11 protein-coding genes are annotated in these 14,831 nt (G+C 69.5%); 4 read left to right on the top strand and 7 right to left on the bottom strand.

All coding sequences use genetic code 11. The features are described 5' to 3' along the window. Together D7V97_RS05970 and D7V97_RS05965 are read right to left on the bottom strand one after the other, a co-directional pair. Complete coding sequence (locus D7V97_RS05970; RefSeq protein WP_120609620.1) at nucleotides 1-651, bottom strand: macro domain-containing protein; 651 nt, start codon at nucleotides 649-651, stop codon at nucleotides 1-3. A 13-nt stretch (nucleotides 652-664) separates the two neighbouring features. Then, a complete protein-coding gene (locus D7V97_RS05965; protein WP_120609619.1) occupies nucleotides 665-2,041 on the bottom strand; it encodes a M28 family metallopeptidase in 1,377 nt (458 codons plus the stop codon). Between the two features lie 296 nt (nucleotides 2,042-2,337). On the opposite strand from D7V97_RS05965, the gene D7V97_RS05960 reads away from it, so the two are divergent. Beyond that, complete coding sequence (locus tag D7V97_RS05960) at nucleotides 2,338-3,150, top strand: hypothetical protein (protein ID WP_233582538.1); 813 nt, start codon at nucleotides 2,338-2,340, stop codon at nucleotides 3,148-3,150. A gap of 82 nt (nucleotides 3,151-3,232) precedes the next feature. On the opposite strand, the gene D7V97_RS05955 is transcribed toward D7V97_RS05960, so the two are convergent. Together D7V97_RS05955 and D7V97_RS05950 are read right to left on the bottom strand one after the other, a co-directional pair. Continuing rightward, nucleotides 3,233-5,713 carry a transglycosylase SLT domain-containing protein gene (locus D7V97_RS05955; protein ID WP_120609618.1) on the bottom strand — a complete coding sequence of 827 codons (2,481 nt, stop codon included), beginning with the start codon at nucleotides 5,711-5,713 and terminating at the stop codon, nucleotides 3,233-3,235. A gap of 210 nt (nucleotides 5,714-5,923) precedes the next feature. Next, the gene (locus D7V97_RS05950) at nucleotides 5,924-6,607 is read right to left on the bottom strand and encodes a DNA-binding protein (RefSeq protein ID WP_120609617.1); all 684 of its coding nucleotides are present in this window, start codon (nucleotides 6,605-6,607) and stop codon (nucleotides 5,924-5,926) included. A gap of 140 nt (nucleotides 6,608-6,747) precedes the next feature. Between D7V97_RS05950 and D7V97_RS05945 the strand changes: the two genes are divergently transcribed. Continuing rightward, on the top strand, nucleotides 6,748-7,383 hold the full coding sequence (locus D7V97_RS05945; RefSeq protein ID WP_120609616.1) for a DUF4476 domain-containing protein: 636 nt from the start codon (nucleotides 6,748-6,750) through the stop codon (nucleotides 7,381-7,383). 62 nt (nucleotides 7,384-7,445) lie between these two features. Here D7V97_RS05945 and D7V97_RS05940 read toward each other — a convergent pair whose 3' ends face one another. Further along, entirely contained in the window at nucleotides 7,446-11,804 is a 4,359-nt protein-coding gene (locus tag D7V97_RS05940) for a carbohydrate binding domain-containing protein (RefSeq protein ID WP_120609615.1), read from the bottom strand. Between the two features lie 130 nt (nucleotides 11,805-11,934). On the opposite strand from D7V97_RS05940, the gene D7V97_RS05935 reads away from it, so the two are divergent. Next, entirely contained in the window at nucleotides 11,935-12,249 is a 315-nt protein-coding gene (locus D7V97_RS05935) for a hypothetical protein (RefSeq protein WP_120609614.1), read from the top strand. Between the two features lie 16 nt (nucleotides 12,250-12,265). Here D7V97_RS05935 and D7V97_RS05930 read toward each other — a convergent pair whose 3' ends face one another. Both D7V97_RS05930 and D7V97_RS05925 read right to left on the bottom strand, forming a co-directional pair. Further along, on the bottom strand, nucleotides 12,266-13,663 hold the full coding sequence (locus D7V97_RS05930) for a BamA/TamA family outer membrane protein (RefSeq protein WP_120609613.1): 1,398 nt from the start codon (nucleotides 13,661-13,663) through the stop codon (nucleotides 12,266-12,268). Nucleotides 13,664-13,736: 73 nt separating this feature from the next. Beyond that, on the bottom strand, nucleotides 13,737-14,504 hold the full coding sequence (locus D7V97_RS05925; RefSeq protein ID WP_233582537.1) for a 1-acyl-sn-glycerol-3-phosphate acyltransferase: 768 nt from the start codon (nucleotides 14,502-14,504) through the stop codon (nucleotides 13,737-13,739). Nucleotides 14,505-14,560: 56 nt separating this feature from the next. On the opposite strand from D7V97_RS05925, the gene D7V97_RS05920 reads away from it, so the two are divergent. Next, a partial coding sequence (locus D7V97_RS05920) for a MaoC/PaaZ C-terminal domain-containing protein (RefSeq protein WP_255424752.1) occupies nucleotides 14,561-14,831 on the top strand: 271 nt, incomplete at its 3' end.

Here is a 14,831-nt window from a genome sequence, read left to right as displayed (position 1 = left end):
TTACGGCTCGGTCCGCTTGCGCGCCAGGTAGTCGCGCACCTCCGCCGGGAGCGCGTCTTCCGGCAGGGGGAAGTGCCGGGTCACCACCTCCAGCGTGTTGAGGTACTCCGGCAGCTCGTAGCCGTAGAACACCACGCGCGCGATGCGGGAGTGCTCGCGCGCCGCGAGGTGCGTCTTCAGGGTCGTGCACGCCAGGGACACCGGGTCGTTCACGCCCAGGCCGCCGGTGCCCGCGCCCAGCGCCACCATGGCCACGGAGAGGGGCGTGCCGTCGTCTTCTGCTGCCTCAAGGGACTCCAGCGCGTTCCACAGGTTCACGCAGCAGACCTGGATGCGCGCGCGGTTCGGCGCCGAGTTCCCGGAGTACCCGTGGCGGTAGTCCATCACCGCCACGTGCGCGACCCACTTCGCCCGGGGATGCGTGCCCGCGTCCGTCACCAGCACCTGTCCCGGCTCCATGGGGCCGCGGAAGCGGGCCTGCAGGGCCTCGGTGATGTGCTGCTGGTAGGTGGGGCCACACGCGAGCCGGATGGCCCGGGACACGCCCGAGCCCAGCTGCACGTTCGTGTTGGAGGCGTTGACCAGCACGCGCTCGGAGCCGTCCGTCAGGCTGCCTTGCGCGACCTCGATGCGAGGGAAGGGGGCGCTCATCCCCCCAGTCTAGTCACGGCGCGGTGGTGCGGTTCGCCGCGAGGTGGATGACGTTCACCATCAGGTCCTTCACGCGGCGCGGCTTCTGCCCGCCGTTGTCCTCGATGATCTTCCCGATGTCGTCGTCCTGCTGGTGGTACTCGGGGATGAGGTCGCCGCCGCCCTCGGGGTTGGACAGGCCCTCGAAGAGGAAGAGCACGTCCTCGCCCTTGCGGCCGAACGACGCGCCGTCCTGCCGGTCACGGTAGACGTTGATGTCCCGGTTGATGCGGTCGAACGGATCCGCCAGCTTCTGGTTCGCCTGGTCCACCACGTCCCGGAAGTAGTTGGGCTGGCCCTTGGTGTTGGTGTCGACGACGGACAGGCGCTGATCATCCCAGCGGCCCACCATGTCCGTGTTGATGACGCCGGCGATGTTCTTCAGCTCCACGCCGGGGATGGGGTGGTCCACGAAGTACTGGGAGCCCACGAGCCCCTTCTCCTCCGCGCCCGTCCAGATGAAGAGCACGGAGCGATCCAACTCGCCGCGCTTCTGCGCCTCCGCGAGCTCCGGCACCGCCGCCATCAGCACCGCGCTGCCGGACGCGTTGTCGTCCGCGCCGTTGAAGACGTTGCCCTTGCGGTCCACGCCCACGTGGTCCAGGTGGGCCATCACGACGATGACCTCGTCCTTGTGCGGCCCGGTGCCGGGCAGCATCGCCATCGTGTTCACGGCCTGGCCCGTCGCCGTGGCCACCTGCCGCAGCTCCTCCACGCTGCGCTGCGTCCCCGCCCGCGCCGGCACCAGCGGCTTGCCGGCCGCCTTCATCGTGCTCTCGTACTGGCGGTTGAGCAGGGCCAGCGTCTCCCTGGGCATCTTGTCGTCCAGGTAGAAGCCCTCTTCGAACGTCTTGTGCCCGAAGTCCTTGTGCGGCGCGTGGGTCGCGCCCTGCTCCGCCGCGGCCGAGCCGGCGAAGGAGAAGACGTTGAACTTCTGCTGGAAGGGGTTCTCCGGGTTGTTGGAGTTCGGGCCCACGAGGCCGTACTTCTGCACGTGCTCCTGCACGTAGGCGGATGCCGCGTCCAGGCCCTCCGAGGGGCTGTTGCGCCCCTTCAACGCGTCGGAGGCGAGGTACTCGATGTGCTTCATCGGATCCGAGTCGTCCGCGACGGGCGGCTCGGTGGGCTCCTCCGGCGGCACGGGCGTCGTCGTCACGGGCGGCGGCAGCGACAGCACCGGGGGCGGCGCCGGCAGGCGGGGCAGCGGCGGGCGCGCACCGGACGACTCGAAGCCGTCCTTCCACGCGAGCGGGCGGTTCCGGGACTTCGCCTCCGAAGCCCGCGCGTCCTGCGCGGACGTCCGCGAGACGGAGGCAAGGGGGCGCGAGCTGTCGTTGATCTTCGTGGCCATGGTGGGGGAGTCCGGGGGAGGAACCGCGCTCCCCAGATTATCCGACCGGGCCGGTCACAAGTTGTGCGCCGCGGCACATTCCATGAATCCAGGTTTCAAGCCTGCGTCATCGCCACGGGGTGGCCTCCGGCCCCCTGTGACCTGCCTTGCTACAAATACGCTGTTTCATGTGACGTTTGCCGTTACATCTGTTTTCTCAATCCATGACAAACGTGAGTGAAAACAGACAGACGGGAGGTGTTGGCGCAAGGGGTGCAGGGGTGGGCTGCGCAGTCCACCCCACGACGAGGTAGTGCATGCACCTGAAGATGACGGGCACCCTGCTGGCTTCCATGCTCCTGAGCATGACGGGCTGTGCCGGCGGCGCCGACGACACCCAGACCTCTGATTCGCTCCACACGCAGGAGTCCGCGGCGCAGCAGTGTCTCAACCAGTTCGACGGCATCACGAGCTGTGCGCTGGGCCAGGCGAAGCTCGCGACGGTGAAGGAAGGCCTGGCGGTCTCCGGGCTGCTCGCCAAGACGGACGGCGTCGCCAGCACGTTCCCGAAGGCCGTGAAGTGGGAGCAGCGCACCGCGGTGAGCCTGGGCCAGACGGGCGGGCTCCAGCTCGCCGCGCGTGACGCGGATCAGGTCGTCAGCACGCTGAGGATCACCCCGGGTCGCGAGGCGAACACGGTCAACATGGCGCCCACCTTCACGGGCACGCCGGGCGGTTCGCGCTACACGATGAACATCTATCGCGGGGGCGTGCTCGTCACGTCCAGCCCCCAGCCGGCCGGGATGATGATCACCTTCACCAACTGGCGGGACTTCCTCCGCTGGGCGGAGATGCACGCCTGGTTCCTGAACGACTTCGACATCGACATGCACTCGCGGACGGCGGCGGCGGACGTGGGCGCCTGCGTGTGGCGCGTGCGCGCGGAGAACACCACCTTCACGGCGACGGTGGACGGCAAGTCCATCGTCGGTGACGAGGTGGCGTTCGTCGAGACCATCGCGGACGGCGCCTATCCGTACCGTCACTTCACGGGCATCGACGTGAACGCGGTGGCCAGCCAGTTCACCATCCGTTCCGAGTCCATCACGCTGCCCGAAGGCGCGAAGTAGCACGCGTCCTTCTGGCGCCGGCCGGGCCCCGGGTCTCCCCTGGGGTCCGTCCGGCGTTGTGCGTCGGGCCTTGGGATGCGGCCTAACGCCCTGCGGACACGGAGGACGTCGGCGTCGCCACGTTCCTGCCGCTGCCACCCGTGCCCGTCGCGGGGCTCACGGACGGTGTGCGCGCGGCCTCCAGCGGCGCCTTGCGGGCGGGCTGGAAGGTCGTGGGGACCTGGTTCGCGTAGAGCAGCTTGTAGGCGCTGTAGCTGCTGAGCACGCGCTTGACGTAGTCGCGGGTCTCCTCGAAGGCGATGTGCTCCACCCACTCGTCCAGCTCCGCCTGGGGCAGGGCCTTGCGCCAGCGCTCCACCGCGGCCGGGCCGGCGTTGTAGGCGGCCACCGCGTAGGCGGGATTGCCGTCGAAGTGCTTGAGGAGCTGGCCCAGGTACGCCGCGCCCAGCCGGATGTTCGGCGCGGGTTGCAGCAGCGATGCCTCATCCACCGCCATCTTCAGCGAGTCCGCCACCTGCCGCGCCGTCGCGGGCATCAGCTGCGCGAGCCCCAGCGCCCCCGTGGAGGAGCGCGCGCGCGGGTTGAACCGGCTCTCCTCGCGGATGAGTCCCTGCAACAGGTCCGGATCCACGCGCGCCGAGCGGGAGTAGCTCTGGATGAGCGGACGGAACGCGAGCGGCCACGTGGCCTCCCACACCGGCCGCGACGCGGCGCTCAGCGGCCCGGAGGCCTCCTGGCGCAGCGACATGCGGGCCACCTGCCGCGTGGCGCGACCTCGGCCCGTGCGGCGGATGGTCTGGTAGAGCAGCCGCGAGGGCGCCTCCGCCAGTCCACGCGTGTCCACCGCGAGCAGCTCCTCCACCACGCCCGGCTGTCCCAGGCGTAGCAGCTCCACGCCCGCGGCGAAGCGCGGATCCTTCTGGAGCGGGCCGGGAGGCAGGGGCCAGACCTCGTCGGACCCCGGAGCGGCGCCCGGCGCGGAAGCCGGCACGGCGGCGGGCGCGGTGGTGCTCACGGTCGTCACCGCGGTCGCGGCGGACATCTGCATCAGTCGCGTCAGCCGCTCCGGAGCGTGCTGGGCCAGCCGCGCCCTTGAGAGCAGGCCGTACCAGGCCGCGGGGCGCTCCGTGGCGATGAGCTCATAGCGCGCGAGCGCGGAGTCCAGCGCGCCGCCGGACTCCTGGATGCGCGCCTGCCAGTACTTCGCGCGCCACAGCGCTTCGTCCGTGCGAGCGGCCTCCGGAAGCTGCTCCACCGCCGTGAGCGACGCCAGCGCGGCGGTGGTGTCGCCCTTGCGCGAGTGCAGCCAGAAGGCGCGGAAGAGGCCCTCGGCGGCGAAGTTGCCGGAGGCGTAGCGCGTCGCCAGCTCCATGTAGCGCGACAGCGCTTCGTCCGTGCGGCCCACGCGCTGGAGGGTCCACGCCTCGAAGAAGAGCGCGTCGTCGGCGTAGCCGTGCTCCGGGTAGTCCTTGGCCAGCGTGGCGTACGTCTCGATGGCCGCCTCCGGCTGGACCACCGACTGCGAATAGCCCAGGAGGTAGAGCGCCTGCGGGCGCTGCTCGGGGGACATGCACTCGCGCGCCACCGGCTCCAGCACCTGGATGGCGCGGCGGTGCAGCCGCTCCTTGCGCAGCGCGCGGCCCATCGTGAGCTGCGCGCGGCACGCGAGCTCATCCGGCAGCTCCGTGCGAGGACCCGAACGGGTCAGCATCGTCATGGCCGCGTTGTTCTGGTGCAGCTCCACCAGCGCTTCGGCGCGGCGCACCCGCCACTTCATGGGCAGGGGCAGGTCGCGCAGCATCGCCCGCGCGCGGTCCGCCTCACGCGACATCGGCGCGGTGGCCCAGACCTCCAGGAGCGCGCGGTGCTCGGCGTTGTACTGGCCCGCCGCACGGGCCAGGTCGCAGTACGCCAGCAGCGCCTTCATCCGGAGCGGATCCGGTCCGCGCGCCTGCCGGCTGTCGATGAACTCCTGCAGCGCCGTCATCGCCTCCGTGATGCGCAGCTGACGCTTGAGCACGCGCGCCATCGCGAAGCGCGCGTCCGGGTAGCGCGGGGAGCCCGGGCTCACGGCGCCGTACTGCTCGGCCGCGCGGAGGGGCTTGTGCAGGCGCTCATGGGACTCCGCGGCCTTCATCAGGCAGTGGTCGCGCAGCGAGGTGTAGTCCTCCGCGAGCGCCGTGAACTCCGCGGCCGCGGTGGTGAAGTCCCGCGCGAGGAACGCGCTCTGCGCCTGGAGGTAGCGGCCCGGAAGGGAAGGGGGCGTTTCGGTGGCGAGCAGGGCCCGCGCCGACTTGTACCGGCCCCGGTTGAATTCCGCCCGCGCCTTGGCCAGCAGTCCCTCCGCGAAGTAGGAGGTGAGCTTCTCCGGTCCGAACGCCTCCGCCGTCAGCTCGTCCTGGGAAGGCTGCGCCGTCGGCGTGTCCAGCAGCGCCTCCAGCTTCTCTTCCGACATCACGTCGCCGGAGTCGTCCTCGCCAGGCGCCTGCGCCCACGCAACGCCCGGCCCGAGCACGCTCGCACATGCGAACAAGACCACCGCTGTTCCTCGAAGTCCGTCCATGCCAGCCCTCGTTCGTCCGCCTGGGACCCCGATGGATTGGCACTGCTGGTACGGATGGAACCTGCCCGCTCGTCCGGTCTCCAGGCACGCGTTGTCGAGTGGATACGCCAACTGGGGAACGGGCCGGTGGAGTGCATGGAATCCGACGCTCCAGCCAGCCCGAAACTGGCACGCGGTATGCCAGCGGCCCCGGCATGATGAGGGGGGTCTTTACGGCCTCGGGGCCACGCGCCGCAGATCGTCCGGCTGGCGCGGGGCCACCTCGTAGGTGGCTTCGTACTGCGCGGCGAGTCCCGTCACGCTGATGGAATCACCGACGGAGAGCGCCTGCAGCGTCGCCTTGTCGAAGCCGGCGGAGACGTGCACGAACACCTGTACCTCACCGGAGCCGTCGTTGATGTAGAGCTTGTAGCCGTAGGGCGAGTCGTCCTGGAACGGCTGGGTGACGGCGCCCGCGACGGTGATGAGCTGGCCCTCCACGGACTCGTTCACGTCACCGGTGCTCACCGCCTTCGGGGACACCTCCTGCGTTCCGGAGCGCAGCTCGACGTCCTCGGGAGCGGCCTTGAGGATGCGCAGCTGGTTCTGCTCGTCCAGCGTGCCGGTGACGCGCACGTGCGCCCCCCGCCCGAAGGTCTGCTTCGCGTCCATCTTGACGTAGACGCCGCCGGTCCCGTCCTGCACGGCGAAGCCTTCGTCACCCAGGGCGGAGACAAACGCGCCCGGCTGCACGGAGACGTAGCCCTCCACCGTCACCGTTGCACCCGTCTCGAGCGCTCGCGCCTCGGCGATGGGTGTGACGGATTCGCCGCACGCGCTGACCACGAGCGCGAGGACGCCAACGAGCGCCAGGAAGGACCGGGGGAGCAGGGAAGGGAGTGGGGCTCGGTTCATGGGTCGGTCCATATCAGCCACCTGCCAGGAAGGACTGACTCCGGGTGAATAAATCCACCCATCCTTCGTACGGAGGTCGCGGCGGTGCACCGCCCACGGCGCGGGCCTCCCCGCGCCTCTCGACCCTCCAGGAAGACCCCATGACCCCGTTCGTTCGCGCAGTGCTTGCTTCGTCCCTGTTCGTGTCCTCCGTCTCCTTCGCCCAGGAGGTGGAGATGGACATGCAGGTGGACGCCGACACCCAGGACATGCCCGCGGCCCGCATCCAGATCCGGACGTCGGGGACGGATGGGGAGGGCAGCGCCTCGGTGCGCGTGCGGGGTGGCACCACGACGACGACGGAGACCCGGACGGAGACGCGGACGACGACGCACTCGGGCCGTGGCCACGGGGAGACGGTGCAGGTCCGCGAGGTCCAGAGCGAGCCCTCGTTCCGCGACTGTGGCACGCGTTCGGACGAGGGCTGCACCACGCGGCGCGACGGGCAGTTCCCCATGGACGCCAGCACCTGGCGCGGCTTCTACCAGTCGCTCAAGAGCGAGAGCAACGAGATCGTCCGCGAGGAGAAGGCGGGCAAGATGCTCAAGCGCGTCTACCTCACCGCGGTGCAGTTCGGCATGGTGCTGGACCTCTTCAACAATGAGATCACCCGCCTGGACGTGGCGAAGGTGGCCGCGCCCCACGTGGTGGATCCGCAGCACGCGCTGGGCTTCTCCACCAAGTGGAACAACTCCATCAGCGGCAGCGAGTACACCGACCTCATCACGGAGCAGTAGTCGCTGGTGAAGAGCCCCCGCGCCCAGGGTGAGCACGCGGGGGCTCCGGCTGCGACGACGCGTTACTTCCAGGTGTCGTTGAGCGTCACGGTTCCACTGGCCGGTGTGGTCGAGGCGCGGTTGGTGCCGCCCTCCCAGACGACGTTCCCGCCGCCGTCCTTCTTGATGTACTTGTATTCAAACGCCGTGGAGCCGGGCAGGCCCACCGTCGCGTCCCACGTCGGGTAGTTGGCCGGCGAGAGCGCGATGGCCGCCGCCGGGCTCCAGCTCCCCAGCGCGGGCAGGCTGCCCACGACGAAGATGTTCTGCCCCTGCACGGTGCTCGCCGTCTCGCGGAAGGTGACGGAGGCGCCGGACGTCGCGGTGGTGACGCTCAGGGCACCGCTGCGCGCGGACGCGTTCCCGGCGTTGTCCCGGGCGCGCACCGTGTAGCTGTAGGCCGTGCCCAGCGTGAGCCCGGTGTCCGTGTAGGCCGTGGCCGTGGGCGAACCCACGAGCGTCCCCGCCCGGTACACGTCGTAGCCCGCGATGCCGCTGGCGTCCGTGGAGGCCGTCCACGTCAGGCTCACCGTCGTGGCGGTCTTGGACGGAGATGCGAGGCCCGTGGGGACGCTCGGCGCCGTGGTGTCGGTGGAGGGCGCGCCGGCCGTGATGACGCCCGCGGTGAACGTGGAGGTGCCCTCCGGCAGGAAGTAGTTGAGCCCGCCGTTGTTGTCCCACGTGCCGCTGCCGTTGTTGAACACCGCCTCGAGCTGCGTCGCGCTGCCCAGGCTGACGGTGAGCTTCGCGTAGCCGGCCACCTCCGCGTCGGGCATGGCCTGGCCCGGGGCCGTCGTCCACGTTCCACCCGCCGGGCGGTAGTGCATGTAGGGCGTGGCGAAGCCCTTCTTGTAATACACGGTCGCGGTGCTACCCGTGCTGGTGGTGACGGACAGGGTGGTGCTCGTCGCGGAGAGGTTTCCCGCCGCGTCCTTCGCCTTCACCGTGTAGCCATACGCGACGCCGCTGGAGAGCCCGGTGTCGGTGAAGCTGGTGCCCGTGGGCGTGCCCACCTGCGTGCCATTGCGGAACACGAGGTAGCCCGTGACGCCCACGTTGTCCGTGGAGGCCGTCCAGGACAGGGACACGGAGGTGTCTGTCCTTGACGGCGCCGCGAGGCCCGTCGGCGTGGACGGCGCAGTGGTGTCCACCACCGGCCCTCCCGGCGTGATGGTGCCGGCGTTGAACGTGGAGGTGCCCGCGGGGAACAGGTAGTTCAGCCCGTTGTTGTTGTCCCACGTGCCGCTGCCGTTGTTGAAGACGGCCTCCAGCTTGTCTACCGCGCCCAGGTTGACGGTGAGCTTCGCGTAGCCCGCGACCTCCGCGTCGGGCATGGCCTGGCCCGGGGCCGTCGTCCACGTCCCGCCCGCCGGGCGGAAGTGGAGGTAGGGCGTGGCGAAGCCCTTCTTGTAATAGACCGTGGTGGTGTAGCCCGTGCCCGTCGTCACCGGGAGCGCGGTGCTCGCCGCGGACGTGTTGCCCGCCGCGTCCTGGGCCTTCACGGTGTAGCGGTACGTGGTGGAGGAGGAGAGGCCCGTGTCCGTGTAGGTCGTCCCGGCGACGGCCGCCACCTGCACGCCCTCGCGCAGCACGAGGTAGCCGGCGACGCCCTGATCATCCGTGGAGGCCGTCCAGGACAGCGCCACCGACGAGCTCGTCACCGTGGATGACGAAAGCCCCGTGGGCACCGACGGTGCCACCGTGTCCGGGGCCTGCGTGGTGACGGAGAGCGCGCTGCTCGCGCCGGAGAGGTTGCCCGCCGCGTCGCGCGCCTTCACCGTGTAGCTGTAGGTCGTGTTCGGCGTCAGGCCCGTGTCCGTGAAGGACGGCGTGGCGCTGGTGCCCACCTGCGTGCCCGCGCGGAAGACGAGGTAGTCCGCCACGCCCACGTCGTCCGTGGAGGCTGTCCACGCGAGCTTCACCGAGCGGTCCGTGCGCGTGGCCGCCGCGAGGCCCGTGGGCGCGGAGGGCGCGGTGGTGTCCACCACCAGGAAGGGCGACGTGCCCGTCACGGCGCCATTCACATCCTCCACGTACTTGCCGCCCGTCAGCGTGTAGCGGCCCGCGCCCACGTAGACGGATTGGATCTCACCGCGGGTGACGTTGCCGCGCGTGTCGGTGGCCTCGATGTAGTAGTCGAGCAGCTGGTCGCGGTAGCTGCCCGTCGTCACGTAGTAGAGGTCTCCGGTCTCCTGTGCCGGCACCTTCGCCATCACCGCCAGGTGCGCGGGCTGCCAGGACACGCCGTTCATCGACGGGCGCAGGTCCCTGCGCTTGAGCGGGAGGTCCACCCAGGCGCCCACGCGCGCGGGGTCGATGTTCGGGACGCCCGCCGCCTTCAGCGCCGCCGGGTCATAGACCTTGTGCGTGTTGTCCGTGGGGTCGATGACCTTCGCCGTGTGCACGCGCACGCGCGCCTTGATGCTGGCGATGCCGCTCACGTCATGGGCATACGTGTAGAGGCCGAACACGTTGTTGAAGTGGTGCAGCGTCCAGCCCTCGGACTTGTCCGTGTTGGCGCTGCCGGGGTTGTACGGCCAGCGCTGGGCCCACCACACGGCAGGGCCCGTGCGGTCCTGCGTGAGCCGGTCCTGCACGTAGGGCTTGGAGAAGTAGAGCGACTGGTTGAAGGACAGCGTCGGCTTGACGATGTCGTCCACGTTCTCGTCGTAGTAGCCGAAGCCGGAGTCCATCGCGGGCAGCAGGAAGTACCAGGCCAGCTCCGCCGGGTTCGCGCCGCCGGCCCAGTCATTGGCCGCGTCTCCCTTCACGGGGAACGCGTACATCCACGGGTTGAGCTGGTTGCCCGCGTGCGTCACCTGGCTGTCGAGCGCCGTGGTGGGCTTCCAGTGGTTGGGGTGCGCATCCAGCCAGATCTGCTCGGCCGTCCTCGCGTAGTCGAGCGCGGCCTGGAGCTGGGCGAAGTTGCGCTCCAGGTAGTGCCAGCCGTGCTCGAAGGAGACCGTCATCCCTTCCTGGAGGCCGCTCAGGTTCGTCTTCGGCGCCAGGTTGAGGCCGGTGGCCGTGTTGAAGGCGGGGAACTGGCCCTTCCAGATGCCCATGGGCAGGCGCCAGTGGTGCCACTGCGGATCCGACGACGAGTCGCGGGTGTCCACCCACGAGCCGTCCTGCACGTGCACGACGTCGCTCGCGACGGGCGTGTGGGCCGTGAGGTACTCGCTGATGCCCACGCACTGCACGCCCGCGGCGCAGGTGGCCGTGCGGCCGTTGTACCAGGTGTCCGCGGAGCCGGCCCGGCCGCCGCTGTTGTCGCCGTCATGGGCGAGCACGAAGAACTGCCGCTGCGGCACCAGCCCCTCGAAGCTCTGGAGGTTCACGACGTCCACCGTCGCGGAGCCCTCCCAGCCCTCCAGCCAGGAGCCGTTCTGGTTCACCGGGATGCCCACGACGCGGGACTCGGCGCCCGTGGCGGGGTCCACGTAGCGCACCCAGTGCGGCGTGGAGGCGAAGGGGTACTTGTTGCGGATGGTCTGCTGCTCGTGCGCCATCTGCGCGCTCACCCAGCTGCCCACGCCGCTCGTGTTCTGCAGGTCCGCGCGGTTGGGCGGGGACACCAGCGTGTCCGCGCCCGGGTCGTTGAGGAACGGGTAGTCCTTCAGCGTGCGCGAGAAGTGGTTGTCCCCGATGACGGACCACTGGATGCCCAGCTTCGCCAGCGTGGGCACCAGCCGCTCGGAGAACCCCAGCTCCGTCGGGAAGAAGCCCGGCGACGACTGGAAGCTGCCGCCCAGGAAGTACGGCTGCGCGAGCGTGGCGCTCTGGTAGACGAGGTCCTTGAGGAAGTAGTCCGGCCCCACCAGCGGCCCCATGCTGTGGTGCCCGGTGAAGTGGATGAGGTCCAACGAGCGCTTGCCGGCGGGGGTGCGCAGCGCGTCGTACTTCGCCTTCCACGGCGAACCCCACGCAGCGTTGTCGTAGCCCGCGACGTTCTTGCGCGTGGACAGGTCGTTGACGTTGTTCACCACCGCGCCGGACATCGTCACGTGCACCTGGCCGGTGGCCGCGTTGGTGCGCATGTCCTGCGCGACGTCCGGCGGCCAGTACAGGTACGCGCCCGTCTTCGCGTTGTGCGAGTAGTACGTCACCAGGTCGTCGTGCGGCATGGGCGCGCCCGACGGCAGGAAGTACGTGTAGTTCGCCGGCGGGGACTGCTTGAGCTGGATGACCTGCGCGTCGTAGGCGTAGCGGATGGGGCCGCCCACGGGCGTCGTCGCGTACTGCGAGACGTCGTAGTACGGCCAGAAGTTGGGCATGTGGTTGTGATACACGTGCGCCGCCGCAATCGACTGCGCGCGCGACAACCCGGGGGACAACACGGACGTCACCGCCGCGAGCAACGCGACGGTCTTCAATCCACGCATGGGGGAGCCCTGTCTGGATTCGGTAGGAAAAACACCGAATTCTCGGGTTACCCTAGTCGATCTCGCGAGCCATGGATTTCCCAGGCGCTTCCTCGATAGGATTGCCCTCCACGCAAAACAGGAGAGATACATGATGAAGCGTCTGCTGATTTCTTCCCTGGCGGTCCTCGCGCTCCAGCTGGCGGGGTGTGGCGGTGGAGTGGAGGCGGACGAATCCCAGTCACCCTCCACGCCGGTCGCGGATGACAAGACCCAGCTGACCCCCGTTGGCGGCGGTGGAAACACCTACGGGACGCACGTGAACTACTACAGCGACGCGACCAGGACGACGCTGGTGGGCATCCGCGAGTCGGGTTGTTCGAGCGCGACGCCCCTGACCAACTGGGGTGTGGTGTCCAGCTACTCGACCACCTGGAAGTTCGTCTGCGCGGTGGCGCCGCAGTAGGTCCGGGCGTCTGCCGTCACGAAGGCGTGACGCCCGCGACGAGGTAGACGCGCACCTGCCCGGAGTTGACGCCGTAGGCCACGTCCACTCCGAGCAGGGGCAGCACGACGTTGCTCAGGTACAGGCGCAGGCCCGCGCCCACACCCTGGGCCACGGTGGCGTTCTCGAGGCCGGACTTCGACTCGGGCAGGTAGCCGCGGATGACGCGGCCGTTGGCATCGCGCAGTTGCCCGTCTTCGGGCAGCTCGCGGAAGGCGATGACGCCCGTGTCGGAGAAGCCCACGCCCCGGAAGGCGAGGGATTTGATGGTGAAGAGCGGGAAGTGGTACTCGGCCGTGAAGGTGAGCCGCGTGTCGCCCCGGAACTGGCGGTACTGGAAGCCGCGCAGGGTGTTGCCTCCCATCACCAGCTCCTGGTGGAAGGGCAGGTCCTTTCCCACGGACAGCTCGCCTCGCAGCATGAGGTTGTGCTCCTTGAAGAAGCGCACGCCGTGGCGGTAGAGGACGCCGAACTTGCGGTAGTGGAACTCGCTCCCCACGCCCGGCGCGGACACCTCGTAGGAGCCCTCCACGTTGATGCCCTCCGTCACCGCGTGCAGCGTCTGCCGCGAGTCCAGGCCCACCATGAAGCGCACGGACGTGTCGAGCAGGGACGGGCCGGTGGAGAAGGCCTGTTCCGTCACCGGCTTCTCGGGGTCGGGGGCCTGCGCGTCGATGCTGGACAGGCGGTACTTCGCCGCCGCGCGCACCCGCTCGAAGAGGATGAAGCCCAGCTCGCCGGCGCCGGACGCCGAGTTGAGGCGCGTCCGCCGGACGACGGCGGGGTCGTCCTGGCTGGCGTCCGGGAGGTACTCGTCCACGCGGTCGCTGCGCAGCAGTCCCTCCAGGCTGAACTTGAGCTGCGGGAACCCGAAGACGAGCGGATCCAGGTAGCCCACGAAGAGGCCGCTCTCGCCGGTGCTCACCTGGACGCCGGTGGCGAACTTCTTCGCGCGGCCCGCCAGGTTGTTCTCCGCGTAGAGCACGCCGCCACCGGTGTTGCCGGAGGACAGCGTCACCGTGGGGGCCACCACCCACGACGCCTTGTCCTTCACCTCCAGCATCAGCCGCACGCGGCCGTCGGGCAGGGGCTCCGTGCGGACATGCACGTCCTGGAACAGGCCCGTGGACAGCAGGCGCCGCTCCACCTTCTTCAGCTCCTCGTCGTCGACGGGGTCTCCCACGCCCAGCTGCGCGTAGGAGCTGACCGTCCCCGGCTTCGTCTTGCCCGGGCTGTCCACCACGACCTCCGCCACCTCCGAGCGTCCGGAAATGGACGGTGGGGTGTCCTCGGCGCGGGCACGGGGGGCCGCGAGCGCCAGGAGGAGGACGGCGAGGAGGGGGACGACGCGGTGGGGAGGCAGGGCGACAAGCACGCGGTGCTCATACCCCGAGGCGCTCGCGGGCCGACGGTTTCATCTCATGACGGCCGGCGCGGGCGCGTGATGTTCAACGTTCGGCTTCCATGCGCGCCTTTTCGCGAACAATGACGTCGCGCACGTGGTCACGCAGGGCCTGCACGTCCCCGCCGAAGCCCGCCGGGTCGATGGGCTCCAGCACGCGCACCCGGGCATGGACCGACTGCCGGAACACCAGCCCGTGCTTGGGCATGGTCCGTGCGGTGCCGGTGAGGACGACGGGGATGATGGGGCAGCGCTGCTGGATGGACAGCGTGAAGGCGCCGTCCTTGAAGGGCTTCACCTCGCCGTCCTTGGAGCGGGTGCCTTCGGGGAACATCAGGATGGGGATGCCGCGCGACAGCCAGCGCTCACACCCGGCCATCATCTGGATGATGCTCGCGCGGTCTCCACGCACCAGCGGCACGTAGCGGTTGAGGTGCATGTTCCAACCGATGAGCGGCAGCTTGAAGTTCTCCGCCTTGGAGACCCACTTGAAGGGCCGGTAGAGGCCGAAGAGGACGAGGATGTCCCCCAGCGACTCGTGGTTGGCGACGAGCACCGCCGCGCCCCTCCACGGCAGCCGTTCGCGGCCCTCCACCCGCAGGTGCCACAGCGGGTTCACGTAGAAGTACAGCTGTGCCCAGAAGCATGAGTAGAGGTGGAGCACGCGCCCATCCGCGTCGAACGGACGCGTGACGGCCCACAGCAGGACGGCTCCAATGAAGAGCGCCGTGCTGGACAGCGCGAAGAAGGCCCAGAAGGCAATCGAGAAGAGGATTCGGATAGGCCCCAGTCTGTCATGGATTGGCGGATCCACCCACGGAGAGTGAGCACTATCATCGCGCGACGCACGCAGCGTGAGGGAGCATTGTCATGGCCATGTCACAGCCGGGTGAGCGCGGGGCGTTGTTCCTGGACGACCTCCAGGTGGGGCAGCGGTTCGTCAGCGGCACGCACGCCGTGGATGAAGCGCAGATCCTCGCGTTCGCCCGCGAGTTCGATCCGCAGGGGTTCCACCTGGACGACGCGGTCGCGAAGGGCACGCTGTTCGAGGGGCTCGCGGCCAGCGGCTGGCACACGGCGGCCGTCACGATGAAGCTCAACGTGCAGGGCGGGCTGCCCTTCAAGGGCGGCATCGTCGGGG

It is taken from the genome of Corallococcus sp. CA053C, assembly GCF_003611675.1.
Classification (GTDB): Bacteria; Myxococcota; Myxococcia; order Myxococcales; family Myxococcaceae; genus Corallococcus.
This window is presented reverse-complemented; position numbering and strand designations above follow the sequence as displayed.

Excerpts from the sequence above, each read along its gene's own strand:
- D7V97_RS05965 (WP_120609619.1), bottom strand. The coding sequence starts at position 2,041 with ATGGCCACGAAGATCAACGACAGCTCGCGCCCCCTTGCCTCCGTCTCG.
- D7V97_RS05950 (WP_120609617.1), bottom strand. The coding sequence starts at position 6,607 with ATGAACCGAGCCCCACTCCCTTCCCTGCTCCCCCGGTCCTTCCTGGCG.
- D7V97_RS05945 (WP_120609616.1), top strand. The coding sequence starts at position 6,748 with ATGACCCCGTTCGTTCGCGCAGTGCTTGCTTCGTCCCTGTTCGTGTCC.
- D7V97_RS05970 (WP_120609620.1), bottom strand. The coding sequence starts at position 651 with ATGAGCGCCCCCTTCCCTCGCATCGAGGTCGCGCAAGGCAGCCTGACG.
- D7V97_RS05940 (WP_120609615.1), bottom strand. The coding sequence starts at position 11,804 with ATGCGTGGATTGAAGACCGTCGCGTTGCTCGCGGCGGTGACGTCCGTG.
- D7V97_RS05935 (WP_120609614.1), top strand. The coding sequence starts at position 11,935 with ATGATGAAGCGTCTGCTGATTTCTTCCCTGGCGGTCCTCGCGCTCCAG.
- D7V97_RS05960 (WP_233582538.1), top strand. The coding sequence starts at position 2,338 with ATGCACCTGAAGATGACGGGCACCCTGCTGGCTTCCATGCTCCTGAGC.
- D7V97_RS05955 (WP_120609618.1), bottom strand. The coding sequence starts at position 5,713 with ATGGACGGACTTCGAGGAACAGCGGTGGTCTTGTTCGCATGTGCGAGC.